Consider the following 20,940-nt stretch of genomic DNA (forward strand, 5'->3'; position numbering starts at 1 on the left):
CCGCGTGCCATAGGCCCAAAACCCCGATCGGCCGGCGAGGCGTGAGCCTCATTCATTCTGCGGACTACCGCGAGGGGCAAAGGCCCCGCCGGCCCGTTCGCTTCATCCCCCGCAACGGGGATGGCTCTTTGACAAACTCCGAAGCCGCACGGCTGTCGGAACAAATCAGCACGCCCGGTGCGCGTAGCTCCCCCCACCCAGTTCCGCTTAGGTCCTCGGTGATGCGAGGGCACACGACCCACTCTCAGCCCAGTCGGGCGGCCACGCCTTCCGGGTCATCCGTCGTGATCTGGTCCACCTTCAGGGCCAACAGCCGCTCGATCACCGCCATGCCCTCGTCGTCGGCGCGCCGGACCGTGTAGGCGTCGATGCGCCGACCGTGCCTGTGGAACGCGGCGATGATGTCGAAGCCATCCTTCTCGGCCTCCAGCACCAGCCGGTATTCAAGATAGTCGAGCTCGGACTTCGGTGAAGCGGCCACGGCATCGGCGACGAACGCGGCATAGTCCCGCGTCGCGCTCAGCCGTTCGAGCGCCCCCTTGTGGCAGGGGTCGTAGCCGATCCTCAGCCCCGGCACGTTCTCGCTCAGCAGCCGAACCGATTCCGCGTCGCCCGAGGACAGGATGAAGTGTCGCGCCACCGGACCGAGCGCCTTGCCGAATTTGGCGATGGCCTCGGCATTGAGCGCTGCTGCGTCCTCCTTGTAGTCGAGCTGCAGCAGTCCTTCGGGATGCGCCCCGTCTTGCGCGATCAGCGCCGCGAGGTCTTCGAGCAGCATCACCCTATCTGCGATTGGCCGGCCCTCGTTGTCGCGCAGGTGGAGTTCGCGCAGCACCGCTGCCGGCGTCTCGCGCACGAGGCCGGTGCCGGTGGTCTCGCCCTCGAGCGACAGGTTGTGCAGAACGGCAAAGCCGTTGTCGGCGTGGATGACGAGGTCGACCTCGACACTGGCGCCCAGCTTCATCCCTTCGATGATGCGGCGGCCGGTGAAAACCGGGTCGCTGGCCTGACGCCGTCCGCGGTGCCACTTGAAGAATGTGCGGTGCCCATTGCGGGTCACCGAAATAGCGTCGGTCATGCTGAAGTCCCGGAGCGGTAGACCACCGCGTTGTCGCGATAAGCGGCGAAGGCCTGGGGTGTGAGCGTGGCGGCCCGCACGTTGGTCCAGGCCCGGGCGTCGCGTACCGTCGCCTTGAGCCTGAACCCGTCCGGCAGTTCGAGGTCGATGATGGCGTGGGCGCCATAGTCGGTGACACGGTGGATGCGCGGGCCGTCGACATTTGACGACGGCTGGATGCTCAAGGCCTCGGGCCGCACCGCAAGCACCGCCGGCCCGTCGGCGATCGGCAGCGGCTGCGAGAAGCCGGCGCGCGAGAACTGGCCACCCGACACGTTGCCCTCGATCAGGTTCATGGTGCCGATGAAGCCCGCCACGAACGGCGTCTGCGGTTCGCGATAGAGTACGTCCGGCGCCGCAACCTGCTCCATCCTGCCGTCCCGCATGACAACGATCCGGTCGGCCATGCTCAGCGCCTCGTCCTGCCCGTGCGTAACGAACAGCGTGGTGATCTTCAGCCGCTGCTGGATATCCCGAACCTCTTCGCGAAGTCGCTCGCGCAAGTGCTGGTCGAGACTCGCAAAAGGCTCGTCGAGCAACAGGATCTTGGGTTCCAGCACCAGCGAGCGCGCCAGCGCCACGCGCTGCTGCTGCCCGCCCGAGAGCTGGTTGGTCGCCCGGTGGCCGAAGCCGCCGAGCCCGACCAGCTCCAGCACCGCCTCGACCTTGCGCCTGATCTCGGCCTCCGGCAGGCGCCTCAGCTTCAGCCCGAAGGCGAGGTTCTTGAACACGTTCATGTGCGTCCACAGCGCATGGCTCTGGAACACCATGCCCGTCGGCCGCTTCTCGGGCGGCACACGCGTGACGTCCTCGCCGTCGATGGTGACGTGGCCGGAGGTCGGCGTCTCAAACCCGCCGATCATCCGGAGCAGGGTGGACTTCCCCGAGCCCGACGGTCCGAGCAGGCAGACCAGTTCGCCGTCGCCGACGGTCAGGTTGAACTCGTCCACGGCAGTGGTGGTCGAGAACCGCTTGGTCACGTTGTTGATGTCGAGTACGGACATGTGGGAGTCAAACCTCTCTAGCGGCTCTGCTCCCCTCCCCCATGAGGGGAGGGGGTGGGGGCGGGGGTCCATCGGTGATCACAGGACCACCCCCTCCCTCGGTCCCTCCCGTCAAGGGGGGAGGGAGGCGACGACTGGACCATCATCACTAGGCGCCAAAGCCGCGGGCGAAGCTGCCCGAGCTGATGACGCGGCGCGCGAACAGCAGCGCGATGAACGAGGGGACCCACAGCAGCACGGACAGCACCGCGCCGAACTGGATCACCGGCTGGTTGTTGATGAAGCTGATCATCAGCACGGGCAGGGTCCTGATCTGCGGCGCGCCGATCAGCCAGGCGCCCTCGGTCTCGTAGAACGTGCCGACAAAGCTGAGCAGGATGGCCGCCGCGATGGTCGGCCCGGCCTGGGGCAGGGTGATCGACCAGAACACGCGCATTGGCGAGGCTCCCACGTCGCGCGCCGCCTCCTCCATGCGCCGGTCCACCGCCTGGAACGCCGCTACGGGAATCCAGATCATGAACAGCAGCGTGCCCACCAGTTGGATCAGCACCACGCCCCAGAACGTGCCGATCAGGTTGAGCTGCAGGAAGATGCCGGCGATGGCGACCAGCAGCCCGAACTTGGGGAACGCATGACCCGCGAGGAACGAGAAGAACAGGATGTTCCGGCCGGGGAAGTCGAGCCGCGCGAAGGCATAGGCGGCCGGCAGGCAGATCAGCGCCGACAGCAGCGTCACCACCGTCGACAGGCTGAGGCTGAGTGTGATCGAGCTCCAGACGTCGGCCCGCGCCAGCGTCATCTGCCAGTACTTGATCCCGAACTCCTGCGGGATCACCGAAGGAAAGCGCCACACATTGGTGAAGGCCCACGTTCCGACCACGATGAGCGGGAACACGATCACCAGGGTGAGCAGCGCGGCAAAGAAGATGCCGTACCAGTCGATGCGGCGTTCGATGAGTACGCGGGCCATCACGCGCTCCGGTTCTTGGCGACGGAGCGCACGTAGAACAGCCCGAACACGATGCAGAAGCAGAAGGCGATCACCGCCTGGGTGATGGCATTGGTCGGATCGTTCAGGTCGCGGAAGGTGCGTTGCATGAACGGCCCCATCATCTCCGGCGCCGCCGGGCCCAGCACATAGGGCAGGGTGAAGGCCGAGAAGATGCCGAGCACGGTGAAGCTGACCGCCACAAGGATTGAATTCGAGATGCGCGGCAGGATGATGTGCCACAGTACGGCCAGCCGTCCGGCGCCCACGTCGCGGGCCGCCTCGATCGACTGGTTGGAGACGTTCCCCAGCCCCGAGAGCAGGATCAGGACGGTGAGCGGGATGTTGTCCCAGACGAGCCCGATCACAGGCCCCCAGGGCGTGAGGTAGGGCGAGCGGATCTTGGGCAGGTGCATCGCGTTCAAGAGCAGGTCGACGGTCCCGTTCGGCCCGAGCACGCGGATGATCGCATAGCTCAGGATGATCGAGGGCACGAACATCGGGAAGATCGCCAGTCCCTGCACATAGGCGGCAAGCCGGCCCTTCGCAAAGCGAAGGTAGAGCGCGATGGGCAGGCAGATGAGCACGAGCAGCACGGCGCAGACGCCGGTGGTCCACAGCGTCACGCCCAGGTTGTTGAGGCTGTACTGGTCGGTGAAGAAGAACCCGTAGGTCTCGAGCGAGAAGCTCCGTCCACCGCCTTCATTGGGCAGCCAGATCGTCCGGCCGATGGCGGAGATGATCGGCCAGATGATCATCCAGCCGACCAGGAACACCGGAATGGCCACCAGCAGGAGGCCCGTGAGCCCCCTGCCGTTGTTCTTTCCGACGATGTCGTTCGCCGGCGTAAGGCTCACGCGTTGCGGTCCACGTTGGGAGCCACGTTGCGGTACCAGCCGTCGTTGATCGCCTTCTCCCAGTCGCCGCCCGGGAAGGTCGGGATGGTGGTCGGGATCACGTCCTTGTACTTCTCGCGCAGGTCCTGGTTGACATAATCCCAGGCGACGCCAGGGAAGCCACCAAGTTCGCTGAGCACTGCCGACTGGATTTCCTCGGTGAGGATGAAGTCGGCGAGCTTGAGCGCCGCGTCCTTGTTGGCGCCGTTGGCGAGCACGACCGAGCGCGAGAAACCGCCGGGCAGGGCGAGGTCCTGCAACTGCACGAGGCCGGTGGTCTCGGGCAGGACGCCGGTGTTGATCGCCTGGATCGCCTGGTCGGACCAGGCCGGGATCATCGTGACAGCCGACTGGCTCAGCAGCTGTACCGATTGCGTATTGCCCGAGGTGTAGGCGCCGTTGTCGAACAGGGACGGCGCGAGGTCCTTGAGGATGTCCCAGGCCGGATTCAGGGCGGCGTCCGCTGCCTCGGGGCTGTAGTTGTCGACCTTGAACTTGGCAGGGTCCTTGCCGTTCGCCTCGAGAATGGCGCGGCGCACGAAGTTGCCACCCGAGCCGCCCTTGTCGGGGCGGTTGTAGATGAACTGGCCCGGGTTCGCCTTGATCCAGGCGACGAGGTCGGCGAACGTCTTGGGCGCGTTGGCCGGGTCGAGCTTGGTGGTGTCGTAGGCGAGTAGCACCTGCGAACCGCGATAGGGCAGCGAGAAGTCGCCGTCGAAGGCCAGCGGATTGACCTTGGAGTAGTTGGAGAGCCCGGCTTCTTTCATGTTGACGTAGAGCCCGGCATCGGCGGCGCCGGCCGGCAGGCGCCAGTCACCTGTCTCGAAGTAGTCGGCCTGCGGATCGGTCTTGGTCTGCATCGCGGCGAGCGCGCGCTCCGCAATGGCGGTCTGTCCGGCATTGTCGCCTGCATCCACCAGGTTCAGCGTCACGCCCGGATTGGCGGCCTCGAACTTCGGCTTCACCACGTTGGTCCAGAAGTCGAGGATGTTCTGGTCCGACGAGGTGTACCAATCGATCTTGCCCGCTTCGGCAAAGGCCATCCGCGGCAAGAGCACCATGCCGGCGGCCGCGCCACCGACGGAAAGCATAAAAGCACGACGTTTCATGGGTTTGATTCCTCCTGTTCGCCTTGCGGGGCCATCCCGCGGCGGGCCGATCTGCGCCAGCCTTTGCAGGACCAGACTAGCCGGACCACATCCGCTGGCAAGCGAAAAATGGAACAGAAATTCCATTGTGACAGTTGCGCAGCTGACTCGTTCCACGCAACTTTCGGCGCCGCTTAAACCGCACGGACGTGACAGCCGGATGACGGCGCAGAGGGGGATTCGTTGCGCTCGCCGGGTGGCTTTTCCGCACAATCCGCAGCTCATGAGCCGGGGAGTTGGTCGGCCCTAGCCGAGGGCCGATGCCGCCAGCGTTCCGACGAAGCCGAGCAACGCCAGCGAAGCGACGCGGGGGATCAGGGATCCGTGCCGTTCGCCTACGGAGGCGGCAATCGTCTTGCCGATCAGCAGCCATCCCGTTGACGCCGCGGCGACGACGGCGGCGAAGGCCGCGAGGTAGGCGGGCAGGTCCGGGCCGGACGGCAGCAGGGTGAGGGCGGCCACGAAGCCCTTGGGGTTGAGCAGCGTCGCGACGAAGACCTCGCGCGCGCCCGCCGACGTCCGGGACAAGCTCGTCGTGCTTCGCCACAGCCGGATCGCCAGCCAGGCGAGATAGAGCGCCACCGCAATCTTCAACGTTGTGCCGACCGCGGGCATGGCGGCAATGAAGGGGGCAAGAACCAGCCGGTAGCAGGCGACGGCCACACCGTAGGCCGTGACGGCGGCAAGCACCAGCCGCCACGCGGAAAGGCCCCCTCGCGCGGCTCCGGCCGTGGCGAGCAGGGTATTGGTCGGGCCCGGCGCGGCCAGCAGGGCAAACGCTGCGAGGGTGAACAGGATTGGGTCGGACAAATTGGCGCCTTCGTATGCGTCGCTCACGAGTCAATCGGCACTGGCGGCGGACGGCAAGTCCGCGCCTGTCCTCAGCAGTTCACCGGAGGTAGTGCGCGCGCATCTGCCGTGGGGTAAGGCCATAGGCCTTGCGGAACTGCACGTAGAACTGGCTCAGCGCCCTGAAGCCGCTCTCGAAAGCCACGTTCTCGATCGAAAGGTTGCCCTCGAACAGCAGGGCGCGGGCCCGGATCAGCCGCATGCGCACCACGAACTTGTGTAGCGGCACGCGCATGACGTCGCTGAACAGGTTCAGGGCGTAGTTCGGATGCAGGCCGACCACCCTGGCAACGTCTTCGGCCCGCAGCGGCTCGTCCAGGTTCTCGAGAATGTGCCGGATCATCGCCACGACGTAGCGCAGCGGCGAGGCGGTGCGGGTCGACGCGCCAACGCTTTCGATCCACGGCTCCATCAGGGTGTCCCAGCCGGTGACGGCCGCACGGCGCAGCATCAGGGCAATCTCCTGCTTCAGGATATCCGTGCGCTCGGCGTCGCCCGACCGGTAGTCCTGATACCAGCGACGCAGCGTGTCCTCGCCGATCGTCTCGGTTGGCAGCATCACCACGCCGCCCCCCATCATCGTCGCGGTGAGCGGCCCCAGGTTCGGCATGTGCAGGAAGCTGTCGAGCGGCAGGTAGACGTTGCACTGCCGGCTCTCCGTGCCGGCGCCGGGATCGAGGCCCGTGGTCTGGTGCGGAATGCCGGCCCAGAACAGCACGAGTCGCTCCGCGGGAATGCGCAACGGCCGCCCGTCGATCACATAGTCCATGCTGCCGGACGTCAGCCAGTTGATCTCGATATGCCCGTGGAAGTGCTCGCTGGCCATGATCCGGGGGTCGAACCAGCGGATGCCGAAGCGGCCGAAGGCATGGGTCTGCGCGTAGAACTGCCGGTCGGGGCGCGGTACGGGCGCGGTCGCCGTCCTCCTTGGCGTGCTCGGCGCGAAGTACTGGAGTGGCTCGTTCAACCGATCTCGCAATCTGTAAAAACCGGAAATACCCATTCAGATAGCGGGATTGTTCGCCCCTTCGCAAGGGCTACCATCGCGCGCCCAGGGACGGATAACGGCTCGCCGGGACCACACTCGAAATCGCGGCCTGATCGGCCCCGCCATCTTGCTGGAGACACTTATGGCCAACCCCAGGATCACCTTCATCGGCGCCGGCTCGTCGGTGTTCATGAAGAACATCGTTGGCGACATCCTGCAGCGGGAAGCGCTGGCGGGGGCCGAGATCCGGCTCATGGACATCGATGCCCAGCGCCTCGAGGAGAGTGCCATCATCGCCGGCAAGCTGGTCGACACGCTCGGCGTGCCCGCGACGGTGAAGACGTACGCCAACCAGCGTGAAGCCCTCGACGGCACCAACTTCGTCGTCGTCTGCTTCCAAATCGGCGGCTACGAGCCCTCGACCGTCGTCGATTTCGAGGTACCCAAGAAGTACAACCTGCGCCAGACCATCGCCGACACGCTCGGTGTCGGCGGCATTATGCGCGGCCTGCGCACGGTCCCGCACCTGTGGTCGATCTGCGAGGACATGCTGGAAGTCGCCCCCGAGGCGGTGATGCTGCAGTACGTCAACCCGATGGCCATCAACACCTGGGCCATCGCCGAGAAGTATCCGACCATCAAGCAGGTCGGCCTCTGCCACTCGGTACAGGGGACTGCGCACGAACTGGCCCATGACCTCGGCATCCCCTACGAGGAGATCCGCTACCGCTCGGCCGGCATTAACCACATGGCGTTCTATCTGAAGTTCGAGCATCGCCAGCCGGACGGCAGCTACCGCGACCTCTATCCCGACCTGGTTCGCGCCTATCGCGAGGGCAGGGCGCCCAAGCCGACCTGGAACCCGCGCTGCCCGAACAAGGTGCGCTACGAGATGCTGACGCGCCTCGGCTATTTCGTCACCGAGAGCTCCGAGCACTTCGCCGAGTACACCCCGTACTTCATCAAGGAGGGGCGTGAGGACCTGATCGAAAAGTTCGGCATTCCCCTGGACGAGTATCCCAAGCGCTGCGTCGAGCAGATCGAGCGCTGGAAGACCACCTCAGAGGAGTATCGCAAGGCCAATCGCATCGAGGTCAAGCAGTCCAAGGAATACGCGTCCGAGATCGTCAACTCGGTGTGGACCGGTGAGCCGGGCGTGATCTACGGCAACGTCCGCAACAACGGCGTCATCACTTCGCTGCCGTTCAACGCCGCGGTCGAGGTTCCGTGCCTCGTCGACGCTTCGGGCATCCAGCCGACCTACATCGGCGACCTGCCGCCGCAGCTGACCGCGCTCATTCGCACCAACATCAACGTGCAGGAGCTCACCGTCGCGGCGCTGATGACCGAGAACAGGGAGCACCTGTACCACGCCGCGATGATGGACCCGCACACTGCTGCCGAGCTTGATCTCGACCAAATCTGGCGCCTGGTCGACGACCTGCTGGCGGCCCACGGCGACTGGATCCCGGAATGGGCCCGCCCGTCCAAGGCGTCGCGCGCCGCCTGACGCAAAACTATTCCTCGTGGCTGAGTGAACCCGCTGCCGCTGCCGCGGGTTCTGTCTTGGATGGGGCGACACACGGCTGCCCCCGCACAGAGGGAGAACGACCATGAAAGTCAGCGAATGCATGAGCGACGGCGTCGAGATCTGCTCGCCCGATGACGAAATCCGTTCCGTGGCACGTATCATGCGCGAGATGGACCTTGGCGCGATGCCCGTCGGGGAGAATGATCGCCTCGTCGGCATGATCACCGATCGCGACATCGCCATTCGGGCCGTCGGCGACAGCATGGGCCCCGAAACCAAGGTCCGCCGAGTCATGAGCTCGAACCCGCGCTGGTGCTACGAGGACGAAGAGGTCGAGGACGTTTCCGCCCAGATGGCCGAGTTCAAGGTGCGCCGGCTGCCCGTGCTGAATCGACAGAAGCGGCTCGTCGGCATGATCTCGCTCGGCGATGTCGCGCTCGCGGACCGCACCGTCAGCGGCCGCGCGCTGCACGAGATCTCCGAGCGCGGAGGCTTGCACAGCCAGCACTGACGCCTGATCCTGGTCTGCGCCCGGATGATGCGGGCGCTGGCCGCCAGGACCCATGAATTGCAGGGGTCCCGGTCAGCGCGCGTCGATCGAGGAGACCAAGTTGAGCACCGCCAAGGGTACCATCGAGCACAACAACTGGGACGAAAAGCCCTACCACGAGGCCGCGCCGCAGAAATCGACCGAGGCCCGGATCGACATCGTCTTGCACGGCGACATCGAGGCGAAGGGACCGGGGCGGTACCTGATGCAATACCCCACCGCCGAGACCTGCCACTATGCCGGCTACCTCGTGCTCGAGGGGACGCTCGGCGGTCGACATGGACAGTTCATCATCTACGAAGTCGGCACCTGGACCAATGGCGAGGCAGCCAGCAGGTGGCAGGTGGTCGATGGCTCGGGCACCGGCGATCTGAAGGGATTGAGCGGCAGCGGCAGCTACCAGGCCCAGCACGACAAGACGGTGCGCTATACACTGGACTGGCGGCTGGGGTAGGGGCGCCTACACCCTCCAAGCGAGGGTCACCGCGCCGGCGGTGACCAGCGCCACCCCGATCCAACCCTGTACCGTGAGCTTCTCGCCCAGGAACAGCACGCCGAAGATCGCGACAAGGACCACGCTCAGCTTGTCGACCGGGGCAACCTCGGATGCCTGGCCCAGCTTGAGGGCGCGGAAATAGGCCAGCCACGACGCACCTGTCGCGAGCCCCGACAGCACCAGGAACAGCCACGTCTTGCCCGAGACCGTATTGAGCGGCTGGGTCTTGCCCATCGCCAACACGATGCCGGCGAGCACGATGACGATGACGATCGTGCGGATCAGCGTTGCGAAGTCGCTGTCGATGTCTGCGATGCCGATCTTGGCAAAGATCGCCGTCAGCGACGCGAAGACCGCCGAAAGCAGTGCCCAGAACACCCAGCTGTCGAATGGTGTCGTCATGCCTTTCTCCCCCGGCGCTTGGCGTGGCCCGGTCGACCACTATCGACGATCTCGACGCCTGCGACAGTCCCTGACTGGTCGAGCACGCACGCGCGTAGCCCGGCCGCCGGCTTCAAACTCCGTAAATCCGCTCCGCATTCCGCCAGAACAGCTTCTCCTGCTCGGTCTCGCTGGCGTCCGAGACGATCTCCCTGGTGGCGTTCACCCACTTCGTCAGATCCGCGAACAGCGTCACCACCGGATGGTCGCTGCCCCATACCACGCGATCCCATCCGAAGGTCTCGATGACGAACTCGACATAGGGACGGATCGCGTCCACCGTCCAGGTCTCATCGACATTGGCGAGGATGCCCGACACCTTGCACACCACGTTCGGCAATTCGGCGACGCGCTCCATGCGGGTCGTCCAGCTTTCCCATTCGCCATCGGCGATCTTGGGGTTGCCGCAATGGTCGAGGATGAACTGCGTCTCCGGGCAGGACCGGATCAGCGGCGGCACCAGCATCAGTTCGTGGGACTTGACGCAGATATCGAAGCTCATGCCGTAGCGCGGCAACAGGCGGATGTTGTCCACGAACGTCTGCGTCTGGCTGAGTTCGGCCGGCTGGAACTGCAGCAGGCGCCGGATGCCCTTCACCTTGCCCAGGTCGCGCATTCTCTCGAGGTGCCGCTCGAAGTCCGCATGCTCGGGCCGACCGTTGGCGATGGCGCCGACGATCCGGTCGAGGCCCAGGACAAACTCCGTCTCGGCCGCGATCTGCGGCTCGGCGACGTCGACCTCCATGTGCAGCGCCGCCTCGATGCCCAGCGGGGCGGCTTCCTGCCAGTAGCTCTCCACATGCCACGGCTTGTTGATGGCCGGCGCGCCGCTGAGCCACGGATAGGAGAACCTGTCGGGATAGATCAGGTGCAGGTGCGTATCGAGAATGCGCATGGGATCAGCCGGTTGCGGTGCAGGTCGGCTGACATGTTAGCACGCGCGGCGCCGGGGCACAGCGTCAGCGCATGACCTTTCCCGCCGCATCAAACCGATAGACGAACCGCTGTTCCGCCGGGGACATCCACAGCGTCTCGCCGGGATCGTGATAGACCTCGCCGAACAGGCGGACCGTGACCATGCCGGCCTTCTCGGTCTCGAGATAGACATTGGTGTCGGCGCCCAGGTGCTCGATATGTACTACCTTGCCGGCCCAGTCGCCGCGCTCCTTGCTGAGCGTCAGGTGCTCGGGGCGCACGCCGATGGTCTCGGCCCCCGCCATGCCGATGGCCGCCGCGCGCAGGAAGTTCATCTGGGGCGAGCCGATGAAGCCGGCGACGAACAGGTTGGCGGGATTGTTGTAGAGCGCCATGGGCGAGCCGACTTGCTCGATGCGGCCTGCGTTCATGACCACGATCTTGTCGGCCAGCGTCATCGCCTCGACCTGGTCGTGCGTGACGTAGACCATTGTGGCCGTGAGCTCGCGATGCAGCCGCGCGATCTCGAGCCGGGTGTGGACGCGCAGCGCCGCGTCGAGGTTGGAGAGCGGTTCGTCGAACAGGAAGAGGCTCGGCTTGCGCACCACGGCACGGCCGATGGCGACGCGCTGGCGCTGGCCGCCCGAGAGCTCGGCCGGGCGGCGCTGCAGGTAGGGATCGAGCGACAGCATGCGCGAGGCCTCGGCGACCTGCGCTTCGATCTGGTCCCGGGGCGTGCCGGCCTGCTTCAGGCCTGCCGACATGTTCTCCTTCACCGTCAGGTGCGGATAGAGCGCGTAGGTCTGGAACACCATGGCAATGCCACGCTTGGCCGGCGGCACCGCGTCGACACGGCTGCCGTCGATCCTGACCTCGCCGCCCGATGAGTCCTCGAGGCCGGCGATGATGCGCAGCAAGGTCGATTTTCCGCACCCCGAGGGGCCGACAAAGATGACGAACTCGCCATCGGCGACATCGAGGTTGATGTCGAACAGCACCTGCGTGGCGCCGAAGGACTTGTTCACGTGGTTGAGTTGCAGGGAGCCCATTCAGCAGTTCTCGCTCGTCATTTGACCGCGCCGGAGGTGATGCCCCGGATGAGTTGGCGGGAGAAGATCAGGTAAAGGATGAGGACCGGCAGGATGGCGAGCGCCAGTGCCGAGAGCACGCCGTTCCAGTCGGTCTGGAACTGGCCGATGAACATCTGCGCGCCCAGCGTCACGGTCTTGGTCGCTTCGGAGGGCGCGAGGATCAGCGGGAACCACAGGTCGTTCCAGATCGGGATCATGGTGAAGACCGCCACTGTCGCCATCGCCGGGCGCACCAGCGGCAGGACGAGGCGGAAGAAGATCCTGTACTCGCTCATCCCGTCGATGCGGCCGGCATTCTTCAGGTCGTCCGAAACGGTGCGCATGAACTCCGAGAGGATGAAGATCGAGAGCGGCAGGCCCTGCGCCGTGTAGACGAGGATCAGTGCCCATAGCGTGTTGACGAGGCCGGAGGCGACCATCAGTTGCAGGATCGCGACCGTGCCGAGCCGGATCGGAATCATGATGCCGAGCGCCAGGTAGAGCCCGGTCAGCGTGTTGAGGCGGAACCGGTATTCGCTGAGCGCGAAGGCGGCCATGGCGCCGAACAGCAGCACCAGGACCAGCGACGCCACGGTGACCATCAGGCTGTTCTGGAAGTAGAGCAGGAAGTCGCCGCGCTTGAACACCGTCTCGTAGCCGATGAGCGAGAAGGCATCGCCGAGGGGCAGGCTGAGCGGCGCGCCGAAGATCGCCTTCTTGGACTTGAACGAGTTGATGATGATCACGAACACCGGGAACAGCGCGATCACCGTGTAGGTCAGCAGGATCGCGTGCGCGGCGATGGAGCGGAGCGGCGAGTGCGTGGCTTTGCTCATGAGTCCTGCACCATCGCATGGGCCACTGAAGCCGCCAGCAACTCGGCGTCATCCCGGCACCGGCCGGGATCCATCCTGAGGTGCTCCAGTAGGGCGTGAAGATCCCTCGGTCGCGTTGTCATCCCTGCGAAAGCAGGGATCCAACTCGAGGCAAGCGTGGCCGGCGAAATGGGTCCCTGCTTTCGCAGGGATGACACCGGGACGTGGGGGAGCTGTCTGCTCACGATCATCCCCATCAGAACTGATACCTCCTGAGCCGCGTCTGGATGCCGAACAGGTACACGCACACCCCGGCGAGGATGATGAGGAACATCACCGCCGCCACGGTTGAGCCCATGGCGCGGTCGCCCAGTTGCAGCTGGTACCCGAAGAAGGTTCGGTAGAGCAGGGTGCCGAGCAGGTCGGTTGAGAAGTTCGGTCCGGCCTGCGCGCCCTGTGCGGCATAGACCAGGTCGAAGGCATTGAAATTGCCCACGAAGGTGAGGATCGAGACGATGCCGATGGCGGGGAGGACGAGCGGCAGCTGGATCTTCCAGAACTGGCTCCAGCCGGTGATGCCGTCGCACTCGGCGGCTTCCAGCACCTCGTCGGGAATCGACAGCAGCGCGGCATAGATCAGCATCATTGGGATGCCGATGAACTGCCAGTTGGAAATCAGCGCCAGCGTCGTCAGCGCATACTCCTCCTTGCCCAGCCAGGGCTGGAACAGCCAGCCAAGCCCGACCGATTTCAGCAGGCCCGAGGTCACGCCCCAGGTCGGCGACAGGATCAGCTTCCACACGAAGCCGACGATCACGAAGCTGAGGATCGTGGGGATGAAGAAGACGGTGCGATAGAAGCCGCGCAGGCGCAGCCGCGGGTTGCTCAGCAGCGCCGCCAGCAGGATGCCGATCGGGTTCTGCACCAGCATGTGGATGATGAAGAACCAGACGTTGTTGATGAGCGCATTCCAGAAACTCGCGCTGAGCCGAGGGTCGGTGAACAGCTGCATGAAGTTGCCGAAGCCGACGAACTCCCACTTCTGCGAGAAGAACGCCTGGTAGAGCGTCGAGATCAGCGGGAAGATCATCACCGCGGTATAGATCAGCGCCGCCGGCGCAAGGAAGACCAGGATGTGCCACCGGAACGGCTTCTTGACCGGTGCTATGTCGACCGTTGCCATGCTGAGGTCCCAAGCTAGTACTTCAAAGGCCCCCTCACCGGAGCGCTTCGCGCAAGGAAAAGGTGATGAGGCGCTGATCTGGCCGCCGCACCACCTCTCCCTTTGGGGGAGAGGTCGCCGTGCAGCGGCGGGTGAGGGGGCCTTCCGGAGTGAGCCGGGCCGCTCGAAGGCGGCCCGGCGATCCTAGCAGGTTACTTGCCCGCCGGCTTGTACCAGCTGTCGAGCCCGGCCTGCAGGCGGGCGCCGGCAGCCTCGGGCGTTTCGGCGCCCTTGATCACCTGCACCGAAGCATTCCAGGTCTCGTTCTCGAGGTTCGGCGTGCCACGCGAAAGGATGGCGTAGGTCGAGCGGATTGTCGACTTGCACTTCGCGCGCCAGGACACGAACTCCTGGGCAATCGGGTCTTCCAGCTTTACCTCGCCGCTCGACAGCGGGAAGAAGCCCGGCAGCGCGTTGGCGAAGATGGTGCCGAACTCGGGCGAAGCCACCCAGCTCAGGAACTTCTTGGCTGCATCGGGGTTGGCCGACTTGGCATTCATGCCGATCCCGATGTCGGTGTGGTCCGAGATGTAGCACTGGTCACCGGCCTTGGGCACCGGCGGCGGGAACACGCCGAGCGCGAAGGTGGCGTTGGCCTCGAAGCCGGCGATCTCCCACGAGCCGGTCGGATAGATGGCGGCGCGTCCGAGCGTGAACAGGTTCTGGCTGTCCGAGTAGGTCTGCGCCTCGAACCCGTCGCCCAGATAGGGCTTCCACTTGGCAAGCTGGGCGTAGGGCTCGACCCACTGCGGATCGGTCAGCTTCTCCTTGCCCGCGATCAGCGCCAGGCGGCCTTCCTCGCCCTTCCAGTAGTTCGGCCCGATGTTCTGGTAGCCCATCGTGGCCGCTTCCCACTGGTCGTTCGTGCCCATGGCGAGCGGGATGTAGGTGCCGTCGGCCTTGATCTTGTCGAGGTCGGCGAAGAACTCGTCCACGGTCGCCGGCGGCTGCGTGATGCCGACCTTGGCGAACGCGTCCTTGTTGTAGAAGAAGCCATGGATAACCGCGCCCATTGGCACGCAGAACGTGGTTGCCTGATCGTCGGTCGACCACGCAGCCTTGGCCACGGGCGAGAAGTTCTCCATCCCCGGCAGGTCGTTCAGCGCGGCCAGGTAGCCCTTGTTGTAGAGCTCGAGCGAGGCGTCGAACGGACGGCAGGTGATGATGTCGCCGGCCGAGCCGCCTTCGAGCTTGGCATTGAGCGCCGCGTTGTATTCGGTCGGCGCGGTAGGCGCGAAGGTCACCTTGATGCCGGGATTGGCCGCCTCGAAAGCGGGGATGATCTTGTCCTGCCACACCGTCAGGTCGTCGGTGCGCCAGCTTTCGATGGTCAGGTTCACGTCCTCGGCGAAGGCCGGCGCCACCGCCGAGACAATCGCCATCGTCGCAGTCGCCGCAAGCAGATGCTTGGTAAGCGTCATGATCTGGTCCTCTCTCCTGTTCGTCTCCGCCCTGTGGCGAAGCCGTCTATTCAGCCGGCGTCGCGGCCCCGATCTTCTCGAGGGCCGCGCGCAGGTTTCCCTTCGTCTCGCCGAGCAACTGCCCAGCCTTGGCCGGCGTCTCGACGCCGGCCGCAATCAGCACGGCGGGTTTGACCTCGCCGTCCGATAGGTCGAGCGCCCGGCGCGCTTCCGCCGGCTGGACGCCCGTAATCTTCGTCACGATCCGCGCCGCCCGGCCGCGCAGCTTCTCGTTGTCGGCGACGACGTTCACCATCAGCCCGTCATAGACGTGGCCCAGGTGCACCCCCATCAATGTCGACAGCATGTTGAGGGCCGCCTTCTGCGCCGTGCCCGCCCCCATCCGGGTTGAGCCCGAGATCACTTCGGGTCCGGCATCGAGCAGCACCGGGATGTCGGCCGCCTCGAGCAGCTGCGCCCCGGCATTGCCGGCGATGCCGATCGTCACCGCGCCGGCGGCGCGCGCCGCGACGAGGCCGGCCACGGTGTAGGGCGTCGAGCCGCTCGCCGATGTCGCTATCACGCAGTCGCCCGGGCCGACCCGTGTGGCCGCCAGGTCGGCACGCGCCGCGTCCACATCGTCCTCGCGCTGGCCGTTGAGGCGCTTTACGATCCCGTCGCCATCGGCAAGCACGAGCACGATGCGGTCGTGCGCAACGCCGTAGGTCTGGGGGATCTCGAGCGCGTCGGCCATCGACATGAGGGCGGGGCTTCCGGCCGCGACGTAGATCAGCCGGCCGCCGTCCGCGAGCTTGTCTGCGGCCGCGCGGGCAGCCCGGGACAGGGCGGGGATCGCCGCCGCCACCGAGTTGAGCGCGCGCTGCTGGCCCTCGAGCAGGGCGAGGAGGATGGCGTCGTCCCGCCACGTGTCCAGTCCCGCATAGCGGGCCTCGGCTGCTTCTGTGGTCGGCGACGACGTCATTGGCATTTCCCGGTGTGCGAAGGCTGGGCTTGCGACATCCGCCCCGCAGGGTGCGCCCAAACCGGGCGTTCCGCATAGTCAAATCCTGTGGCGGCGCCGACTGCCACGTTCCGCCTGCCGAGGCAGGCCAGCGGCCATTCCGATGGCACCGGCTTTGCCCCGGGTGCGCTGCGTTGGGCGGTCATGGCATCCTCCTTTCGTCTACTAATGCCAAAAAAATACCACTTGTCCAGCGGGAGCGTATAGGGGCAGCAGCGGCGTGGTCGTGCTGGATCTTGGGCTTTGTCACCCCGAAGCCAGCACTGGGATTCTCGCTCCAGCCCACCGCGACCTTTTTGCCCTTGGTCAATGGTCTTTTATTGGTATTATAGCGGAAGGAAGCGGCGCGGGTCGGAATCAGGCCAAGGTCGGCCGTACCTCCCGACCACGCCCGCGAGTAGGACATGGCTGACGCACCGGACGCACTTTTTGGCACAGAAGCGATCATCCTGCCGCAGGGCGGGCCGCTCTACCTGCAGCTGAAGCGCTGGATCGCAGACGCGGTCGCGCGCGGCGCCGTCAAGCCGGGCGACGCCCTGCCGTCGGAACGCGACCTCGCCACGAAGGTGGATGTTTCGCGCGTCACCGTGCGCAAGGCGGTCCAGCATCTGGTGCGCGACGGCATCCTGGTGCAGCGGCACGGATCAGGCACGTTCGTCGCGCCACACCAGAGCCGCGTCGAGCAGTCGCTGAGCCAGCTGACCTCGTTCACCGAGGATATGGCCAGACGCGGCATGGCCGTGCGGGCCGTCTGGCTCGACCGTGGCATCTACGATCCTTCGCCCGAGGAGACCATGATCCTGGGCCTGTCACCCGGTGAACGCGTCGCCCGCATCGCCCGTCTGCGGCTTTCCGGCGACATGCCCCTCGCCATCGAGCGCGCCGCCCTGTCGGCCGTGACCATGCCCGATCCCGGAGCCATCGCATCGTCGCTCTATGCCCATCTCGACAAGTCCGGGAACCGACCGGTGCGTGCTATCCAGCGCATCCGCGCCGCCAACCTGGGCGAGGGCGACGCCCGCCTGCTCGAGATTCCCGCCGGTGCAGCCGCGCTGCATATCGAGCGAATAGCCTACCTGCCGTCAGGCAAGGTTGTGGAATTCACGCGCTCGGTCTATCGCGGCGATACCTATGATTTCGTCGCCGAACTGAGAGTTGGAAAGTAGCCGTGACCAGTCCCAAGACCGATGCCAGCTTCATGCGCCAGGAAGTGGAGGAGATTCCCGCCGCCATCGCGCGTCTCCTCGCCGAGGGGCGTGACGACTTCGCGCGGGGCGGCAAGGCGCTGCGCGAGCGGGATCCGGTTGCGATCGTCACCATCGCGCGCGGCTCGTCGGACCATGCCTCGTCGTTCCTGAAATACGCGATCGAACTCCTCGCCGGCGTGCCGGTAGCATCGGTCGGGCCGTCCATCGTCTCGATCTACGGGCGCGAGCTGAAGCTCGGCCGCACTGCTGCCATCGCCATCTCCCAGTCGGGGAAGAGCCCCGACATCGTGTCGATGACCCAGGCCGCGCGCCGTTCGGGGGCGCTGACCTTCGCGCTCACCAACACGCCGGACTCGCCGCTGGCCGCCGCAGCCGACCAGACCATCGCCCTGCGCTCGGGCGAGGAAAAGTCGGTGGCGGCCACCAAGACCTTCGTCGCCTCGGTCGTCGCCGGCCTCGGGATCATCGGAAGCTGGTTGGAAGACAAGGCCTTGCAGGCGGCTCTCGACTCCTTGCCGCAGGTGCTCGAGCAGGCGGTCGGCTGCGATTGGTCACCGCTGCTCGGCGCGCTCGACGGGCATCAGTCGATGTATGTGCTGGGCCGCGGTCCGGCTCTGGCGATCGCCAGCGAGGCGGCGCTGAAGTTCAAGGAAACCTGTGGCATCCACGCCGAGGCCTACAGCGCTGCCGAGGTCATCCACGGCCCGGCGCGCATCGTCGAGCATCACTTCCCGGTCCTCGCCCTCGCGGCACGCGATGCAGCCGAGACCTCGGTTGCCGAGGTGGCCGGGCGGCTGGCCGGGCAGGGGGCCCGCGTGTTCATCACCTCGACCAATTCCGGCACCGCCGAGCGGCTGCCCTTCGCGGCCTCCGGCCACCCGATCACCGACGCGCTCGCGCTGGTCGTCAGCTTCTACGGCCTGGTGGAGGCGCTCAGCCGGCGGCGCGGCTTCGATCCGGACCGCCCGCCGCACCTCAAGAAGGTGACGGAAACCATCTAGGGCGCTTCGCCGTTTCGCTGGGACGGCGATTGCCCTGGCCCTGATTGGTCGCGCTTTCGAACCGAACGGTCGCCCCGAAAGCGCTCGAGGAGCGGAGACACATGACGAGCAAGACGGCCTTCACCGGAGCCCGCATCTTCGATGGCGCGGAATGGCATGACCGGATGGCGCTGGTCGTCACCGATGGCCGGGTCGAGGGGCTCATCGCCGCCGACTCGCCCACCGATGCAATGCGGGTGCCGGCCGATGGCGCGCTGATCGTCCCCGGGTTCATCGACCTGCAGGTGAACGGCGGCGGCGGGGCGCTGCTGAACGACACGCCGACGGTCGACGCGATCCGCACCATCTGCGCTGCCTTCGCCCGGTTCGGTACCACCGCGTGCCTCCCCACCATCGTCACCGACACGGTGGACAAGAACGTCGCGACGATCGCCGCCGGAGTTGCGGCGGTCGAGCAGGGCGTCCCTGGCTTCCTCGGCCTCCATCTTGAAGGGCCGCACCTCGCCGTGTCCCGCAAGGGCGCTCATGACCCCAGGCTGATCCGTCCGATGGACGAATCGGATCTGCAGCGGCTGATCGAGGCGAAGCGCCAGCTGCCGAATCTCCTCATCACCGTCGCCGCCGAAACCGTTGGCCCGGAACAGGTTTCCCGCCTTGCCGCGGCCGGTGTCACCGTCAGCATCGGCCACTCCGATGGCACCTACGCGCAGGTGAGGGCCGCGGCCGAGGCCGGCGCCTCGGTGGTGACGCACCTGTTCAACGCCCAGAGCCAGATCGGCAATCGCGAGCCCGGCGTGGTCGGCGCGGCTCTGGACCTGCCGTCGATCAGTGCCGGGTTGATTGCCGACGGCATCCACGTGCACCCCGCCTCGATCGGCATTGCGCTGCGCGCCAAGCGCGGGCCGGGCCAGATCTTTCTCGTCACCGACGCGATGTCGATCACCGGCACCGATTGGCAGAGCTTCGAACTCACCGGCCGCACGGTCTATCGCAAGGATGGGGCGCTCCGTCTCGCCGACGGCACGCTGGCCGGCGCCGACCTGACCATGATCGACGCCATCCGCTACATGCACGAGACGATCGGCCTGCCGCTCGACGAAGCGCTGCGCATGGCCAGCCTCTACCCGGCGATGGCAATCAGGACCGATGCAACGCACGGCCACCTGCGGCGCGGCGCCCGAGCCGACTTTGCGGTCCTCGGCGACGACCTGTCGGTACGCTCGACCTGGATCGGCGGCAGCAAGGTCTTCGGCTGACGCCCAGCGCAACGCAGCCACGTGGCAAAAAGCAGATCGGCCGCCCCCTTCGGAGCGGCCGATTGCTGTCATGCAGGATGCTGGCCCGTCTGCCATGCGGCGAGGCAGCCGCCTGCCGCTAAGCTTGACCGTATTGTCTGAGACTAGCCGCGGCCGATGTAGGGCATCGTCGTTGCCATCACCGTGATGAACTGGACATTGGCCTCGAGCGGCAGTCCGGCCATGTAGAGGATCGCGTCGACGACGTGCCGGACGTCGAATGTCGGCTCGGGCTCCATGGTGCCGTTGGCCTGCAGCGACCCGGTGGTCATGCGGGCGGTCATGTCGGTGGCGGTATTGCCGATGTCGATCTGCCCGCAGGCGATGTTGAAGGCGCGCCCGTCGAGCGAAATCGCCTTGGTCAGCCCGGTGATGGCATGCTTGGTAGCCGTGTAGGCAGCTGCCCCCGGGCGCGGCACGTGCGCGGAGATCGAGCCGTTGTTGACGATCCTGCCGCCCTGCGGCTGCTGGTCCCGCATCGCCCGAAACGCCTCGCGCGCCACATAGAAGGCGCCGTTGAGGTTCACGTCGACCATGTCCTGCCACGTGCCGATGTCGGTATCGCCGAAGCTCGCCTGCGGTGCGAAGCGCCCGGCATTGTTGAAGACGAAATCGACCCGGCCCAGCTTGGCGCGCAGATCCGTGAAGTACCGATGCACCGCCGCCGGATCGGATACGTCGCACACGCCGCTGTAGGCCGCCCCGCTGAGCCGCGCCGTCTCCGCCAGCTCGGCCTCGCGCCGCCCTAGGATCGCGACGCGATACCCGGCCTTGCCCAGTCCGATCGCCGTCGCCCGGCCGATTCCGGATGTCGCGCCGGTCACCACCGCCACGTTGTCGTCAGTCATTTTCAGGTTCCCCGCCCTTGTTTGCGTCCATATGGACGAGGAGTTGCGGCAGAGACAAGGCAGCCTCCGGAGCGCTCTCCGGAAAAGTTGCCTGGGTTTCCGGTTCGACAGCGCGGCAAATCCAGGACTTGGCGCCT

Annotated in this window: 21 protein-coding genes; 6 read left to right on the forward strand and 15 right to left on the reverse strand. The window is 66.1% G+C overall.

Going from position 1 to position 20,940, the window contains the following annotated elements:
* Positions 1–244: 244 nt before the first annotated feature.
* The 7 genes from J0I99_RS18470 to J0I99_RS18500 form a co-directional block, all read right to left on the reverse strand.
* Positions 245–1,078 carry a glycerophosphodiester phosphodiesterase family protein gene (locus J0I99_RS18470; RefSeq protein WP_291398957.1) on the reverse strand — a complete coding sequence of 278 codons (834 nt, stop codon included), beginning with the start codon at positions 1,076–1,078 and terminating at the stop codon, positions 245–247.
* The gene (locus tag J0I99_RS18475) at positions 1,075–2,121 is read right to left on the reverse strand and encodes an ABC transporter ATP-binding protein (protein WP_291398958.1); all 1,047 of its coding nucleotides are present in this window, start codon (positions 2,119–2,121) and stop codon (positions 1,075–1,077) included. The genes J0I99_RS18470 and J0I99_RS18475 overlap by 4 nt, the downstream gene beginning before the upstream one ends.
* Positions 2,122–2,269: 148 nt before the next feature.
* Positions 2,270–3,091: an ABC transporter permease gene (locus tag J0I99_RS18480; protein ID WP_291391212.1), complete on the reverse strand. Its 822-nt coding sequence runs from the start codon at positions 3,089–3,091 to the stop codon at positions 2,270–2,272.
* Entirely contained in the window at positions 3,091–3,966 is an 876-nt protein-coding gene (locus J0I99_RS18485; protein ID WP_291398959.1) for an ABC transporter permease, read from the reverse strand. Before J0I99_RS18485 ends, J0I99_RS18480 begins: the two co-directional genes overlap by 1 nt.
* On the reverse strand, positions 3,963–5,114 hold the full coding sequence (locus J0I99_RS18490) for an extracellular solute-binding protein (RefSeq protein ID WP_291389636.1): 1,152 nt from the start codon (positions 5,112–5,114) through the stop codon (positions 3,963–3,965). Before J0I99_RS18490 ends, J0I99_RS18485 begins: the two co-directional genes overlap by 4 nt.
* Before the next feature lie 285 nt (positions 5,115–5,399).
* Positions 5,400–5,990: a LysE family transporter gene (locus tag J0I99_RS18495; RefSeq protein WP_291398960.1), complete on the reverse strand. Its 591-nt coding sequence runs from the start codon at positions 5,988–5,990 to the stop codon at positions 5,400–5,402.
* Between the two features lie 52 nt (positions 5,991–6,042).
* The gene (locus tag J0I99_RS18500; protein ID WP_291398961.1) at positions 6,043–6,969 is read right to left on the reverse strand and encodes a helix-turn-helix domain-containing protein; all 927 of its coding nucleotides are present in this window, start codon (positions 6,967–6,969) and stop codon (positions 6,043–6,045) included.
* A gap of 163 nt (positions 6,970–7,132) precedes the next feature.
* On the opposite strand from J0I99_RS18500, the gene J0I99_RS18505 reads away from it, so the two are divergent.
* From J0I99_RS18505 to J0I99_RS18515, 3 genes are all read left to right on the forward strand, one after another.
* The gene (locus J0I99_RS18505; protein WP_291398962.1) at positions 7,133–8,500 is read left to right on the forward strand and encodes an alpha-glucosidase/alpha-galactosidase; all 1,368 of its coding nucleotides are present in this window, start codon (positions 7,133–7,135) and stop codon (positions 8,498–8,500) included.
* A gap of 103 nt (positions 8,501–8,603) precedes the next feature.
* The gene (locus tag J0I99_RS18510; protein WP_291391462.1) at positions 8,604–9,032 is read left to right on the forward strand and encodes a CBS domain-containing protein; all 429 of its coding nucleotides are present in this window, start codon (positions 8,604–8,606) and stop codon (positions 9,030–9,032) included.
* Positions 9,033–9,132: 100 nt separating this feature from the next.
* On the forward strand, positions 9,133–9,525 hold the full coding sequence (locus J0I99_RS18515; protein ID WP_291391461.1) for a DUF3224 domain-containing protein: 393 nt from the start codon (positions 9,133–9,135) through the stop codon (positions 9,523–9,525).
* A 6-nt stretch (positions 9,526–9,531) separates the two neighbouring features.
* Here the strand turns inward: J0I99_RS18515 and J0I99_RS18520 are convergent, their stop codons facing one another.
* The 7 genes from J0I99_RS18520 to J0I99_RS18550 form a co-directional block, all read right to left on the reverse strand.
* On the reverse strand, positions 9,532–9,969 hold the full coding sequence (locus tag J0I99_RS18520; protein ID WP_291398963.1) for an EamA family transporter: 438 nt from the start codon (positions 9,967–9,969) through the stop codon (positions 9,532–9,534).
* Positions 9,970–10,081: 112 nt separating this feature from the next.
* Positions 10,082–10,903 carry an amidohydrolase gene (locus J0I99_RS18525; protein ID WP_291398964.1) on the reverse strand — a complete coding sequence of 274 codons (822 nt, stop codon included), beginning with the start codon at positions 10,901–10,903 and terminating at the stop codon, positions 10,082–10,084.
* 64 nt (positions 10,904–10,967) lie between these two features.
* Positions 10,968–11,972, reverse strand: a complete 1,005-nt coding sequence (locus J0I99_RS18530) for an ABC transporter ATP-binding protein (RefSeq protein WP_291398965.1) — start codon at positions 11,970–11,972, stop codon at positions 10,968–10,970.
* A gap of 17 nt (positions 11,973–11,989) precedes the next feature.
* A complete protein-coding gene (locus J0I99_RS18535; protein WP_291391457.1) occupies positions 11,990–12,829 on the reverse strand; it encodes a carbohydrate ABC transporter permease in 840 nt (279 codons plus the stop codon).
* 235 nt (positions 12,830–13,064) lie between these two features.
* Entirely contained in the window at positions 13,065–13,991 is a 927-nt protein-coding gene (locus tag J0I99_RS18540; protein WP_291398966.1) for a carbohydrate ABC transporter permease, read from the reverse strand.
* A gap of 191 nt (positions 13,992–14,182) precedes the next feature.
* Complete coding sequence (locus J0I99_RS18545; protein WP_291398967.1) at positions 14,183–15,451, reverse strand: ABC transporter substrate-binding protein; 1,269 nt, start codon at positions 15,449–15,451, stop codon at positions 14,183–14,185.
* Positions 15,452–15,497: 46 nt separating this feature from the next.
* Complete coding sequence (locus J0I99_RS18550; protein ID WP_291398968.1) at positions 15,498–16,412, reverse strand: N-acetylmuramic acid 6-phosphate etherase; 915 nt, start codon at positions 16,410–16,412, stop codon at positions 15,498–15,500.
* A gap of 443 nt (positions 16,413–16,855) precedes the next feature.
* Here J0I99_RS18550 and J0I99_RS18555 point away from each other — a divergent pair, with 443 nt between their 5' ends.
* The 3 genes from J0I99_RS18555 to nagA all read left to right on the forward strand — a co-directional run bounded on the left by J0I99_RS18555 (position 16,856) and on the right by nagA (position 19,916).
* Positions 16,856–17,617, forward strand: coding sequence for a GntR family transcriptional regulator (locus J0I99_RS18555; protein ID WP_291398969.1), 762 nt, complete (start codon positions 16,856–16,858; stop codon positions 17,615–17,617).
* 32 nt (positions 17,618–17,649) lie between these two features.
* Entirely contained in the window at positions 17,650–18,660 is a 1,011-nt protein-coding gene (locus tag J0I99_RS18560) for an SIS domain-containing protein (protein ID WP_291399039.1), read from the forward strand.
* Positions 18,661–18,761: 101 nt separating this feature from the next.
* Positions 18,762–19,916: an N-acetylglucosamine-6-phosphate deacetylase gene (gene nagA, locus J0I99_RS18565; protein WP_291398970.1), complete on the forward strand. Its 1,155-nt coding sequence runs from the start codon at positions 18,762–18,764 to the stop codon at positions 19,914–19,916.
* Between the two features lie 143 nt (positions 19,917–20,059).
* Here the strand turns inward: nagA and J0I99_RS18570 are convergent, their stop codons facing one another.
* Positions 20,060–20,803: an SDR family oxidoreductase gene (locus J0I99_RS18570; RefSeq protein ID WP_291398971.1), complete on the reverse strand. Its 744-nt coding sequence runs from the start codon at positions 20,801–20,803 to the stop codon at positions 20,060–20,062.
* Between the last annotated feature and the right edge of the window lie 137 nt (positions 20,804–20,940).

Source organism: Devosia sp. (assembly GCF_017307495.1).
In the GTDB taxonomy this organism is placed as follows: Bacteria; Pseudomonadota; Alphaproteobacteria; order Rhizobiales; family Devosiaceae; genus Devosia_A.

What these genes read in the sequence shown, in the direction of transcription:
- J0I99_RS18535 (WP_291391457.1), bottom strand. Translation starts at nt 12,829, where the DNA reads ATGAGCAAAGCCACGCACTCGCCGCTCCGCTCCATCGCCGCGCACGCG.
- J0I99_RS18505 (WP_291398962.1), top strand. Translation starts at nt 7,133, where the DNA reads ATGGCCAACCCCAGGATCACCTTCATCGGCGCCGGCTCGTCGGTGTTC.
- J0I99_RS18555 (WP_291398969.1), top strand. Translation starts at nt 16,856, where the DNA reads ATGGCTGACGCACCGGACGCACTTTTTGGCACAGAAGCGATCATCCTG.
- nagA (WP_291398970.1), top strand. Translation starts at nt 18,762, where the DNA reads ATGACGAGCAAGACGGCCTTCACCGGAGCCCGCATCTTCGATGGCGCG.
- J0I99_RS18520 (WP_291398963.1), bottom strand. Translation starts at nt 9,969, where the DNA reads ATGACGACACCATTCGACAGCTGGGTGTTCTGGGCACTGCTTTCGGCG.
- J0I99_RS18470 (WP_291398957.1), bottom strand. Translation starts at nt 1,078, where the DNA reads ATGACCGACGCTATTTCGGTGACCCGCAATGGGCACCGCACATTCTTC.
- J0I99_RS18530 (WP_291398965.1), bottom strand. Translation starts at nt 11,972, where the DNA reads ATGGGCTCCCTGCAACTCAACCACGTGAACAAGTCCTTCGGCGCCACG.
- J0I99_RS18550 (WP_291398968.1), bottom strand. Translation starts at nt 16,412, where the DNA reads ATGACGTCGTCGCCGACCACAGAAGCAGCCGAGGCCCGCTATGCGGGA.
- J0I99_RS18475 (WP_291398958.1), bottom strand. Translation starts at nt 2,121, where the DNA reads ATGTCCGTACTCGACATCAACAACGTGACCAAGCGGTTCTCGACCACC.
- J0I99_RS18540 (WP_291398966.1), bottom strand. Translation starts at nt 13,991, where the DNA reads ATGGCAACGGTCGACATAGCACCGGTCAAGAAGCCGTTCCGGTGGCAC.
- J0I99_RS18560 (WP_291399039.1), top strand. Translation starts at nt 17,650, where the DNA reads ATGCGCCAGGAAGTGGAGGAGATTCCCGCCGCCATCGCGCGTCTCCTC.
- J0I99_RS18545 (WP_291398967.1), bottom strand. Translation starts at nt 15,451, where the DNA reads ATGACGCTTACCAAGCATCTGCTTGCGGCGACTGCGACGATGGCGATT.
- J0I99_RS18525 (WP_291398964.1), bottom strand. Translation starts at nt 10,903, where the DNA reads ATGCGCATTCTCGATACGCACCTGCACCTGATCTATCCCGACAGGTTC.
- J0I99_RS18570 (WP_291398971.1), bottom strand. Translation starts at nt 20,803, where the DNA reads ATGACTGACGACAACGTGGCGGTGGTGACCGGCGCGACATCCGGAATC.
- J0I99_RS18490 (WP_291389636.1), bottom strand. Translation starts at nt 5,114, where the DNA reads ATGAAACGTCGTGCTTTTATGCTTTCCGTCGGTGGCGCGGCCGCCGGC.
- J0I99_RS18510 (WP_291391462.1), top strand. Translation starts at nt 8,604, where the DNA reads ATGAAAGTCAGCGAATGCATGAGCGACGGCGTCGAGATCTGCTCGCCC.
- J0I99_RS18480 (WP_291391212.1), bottom strand. Translation starts at nt 3,091, where the DNA reads ATGGCCCGCGTACTCATCGAACGCCGCATCGACTGGTACGGCATCTTC.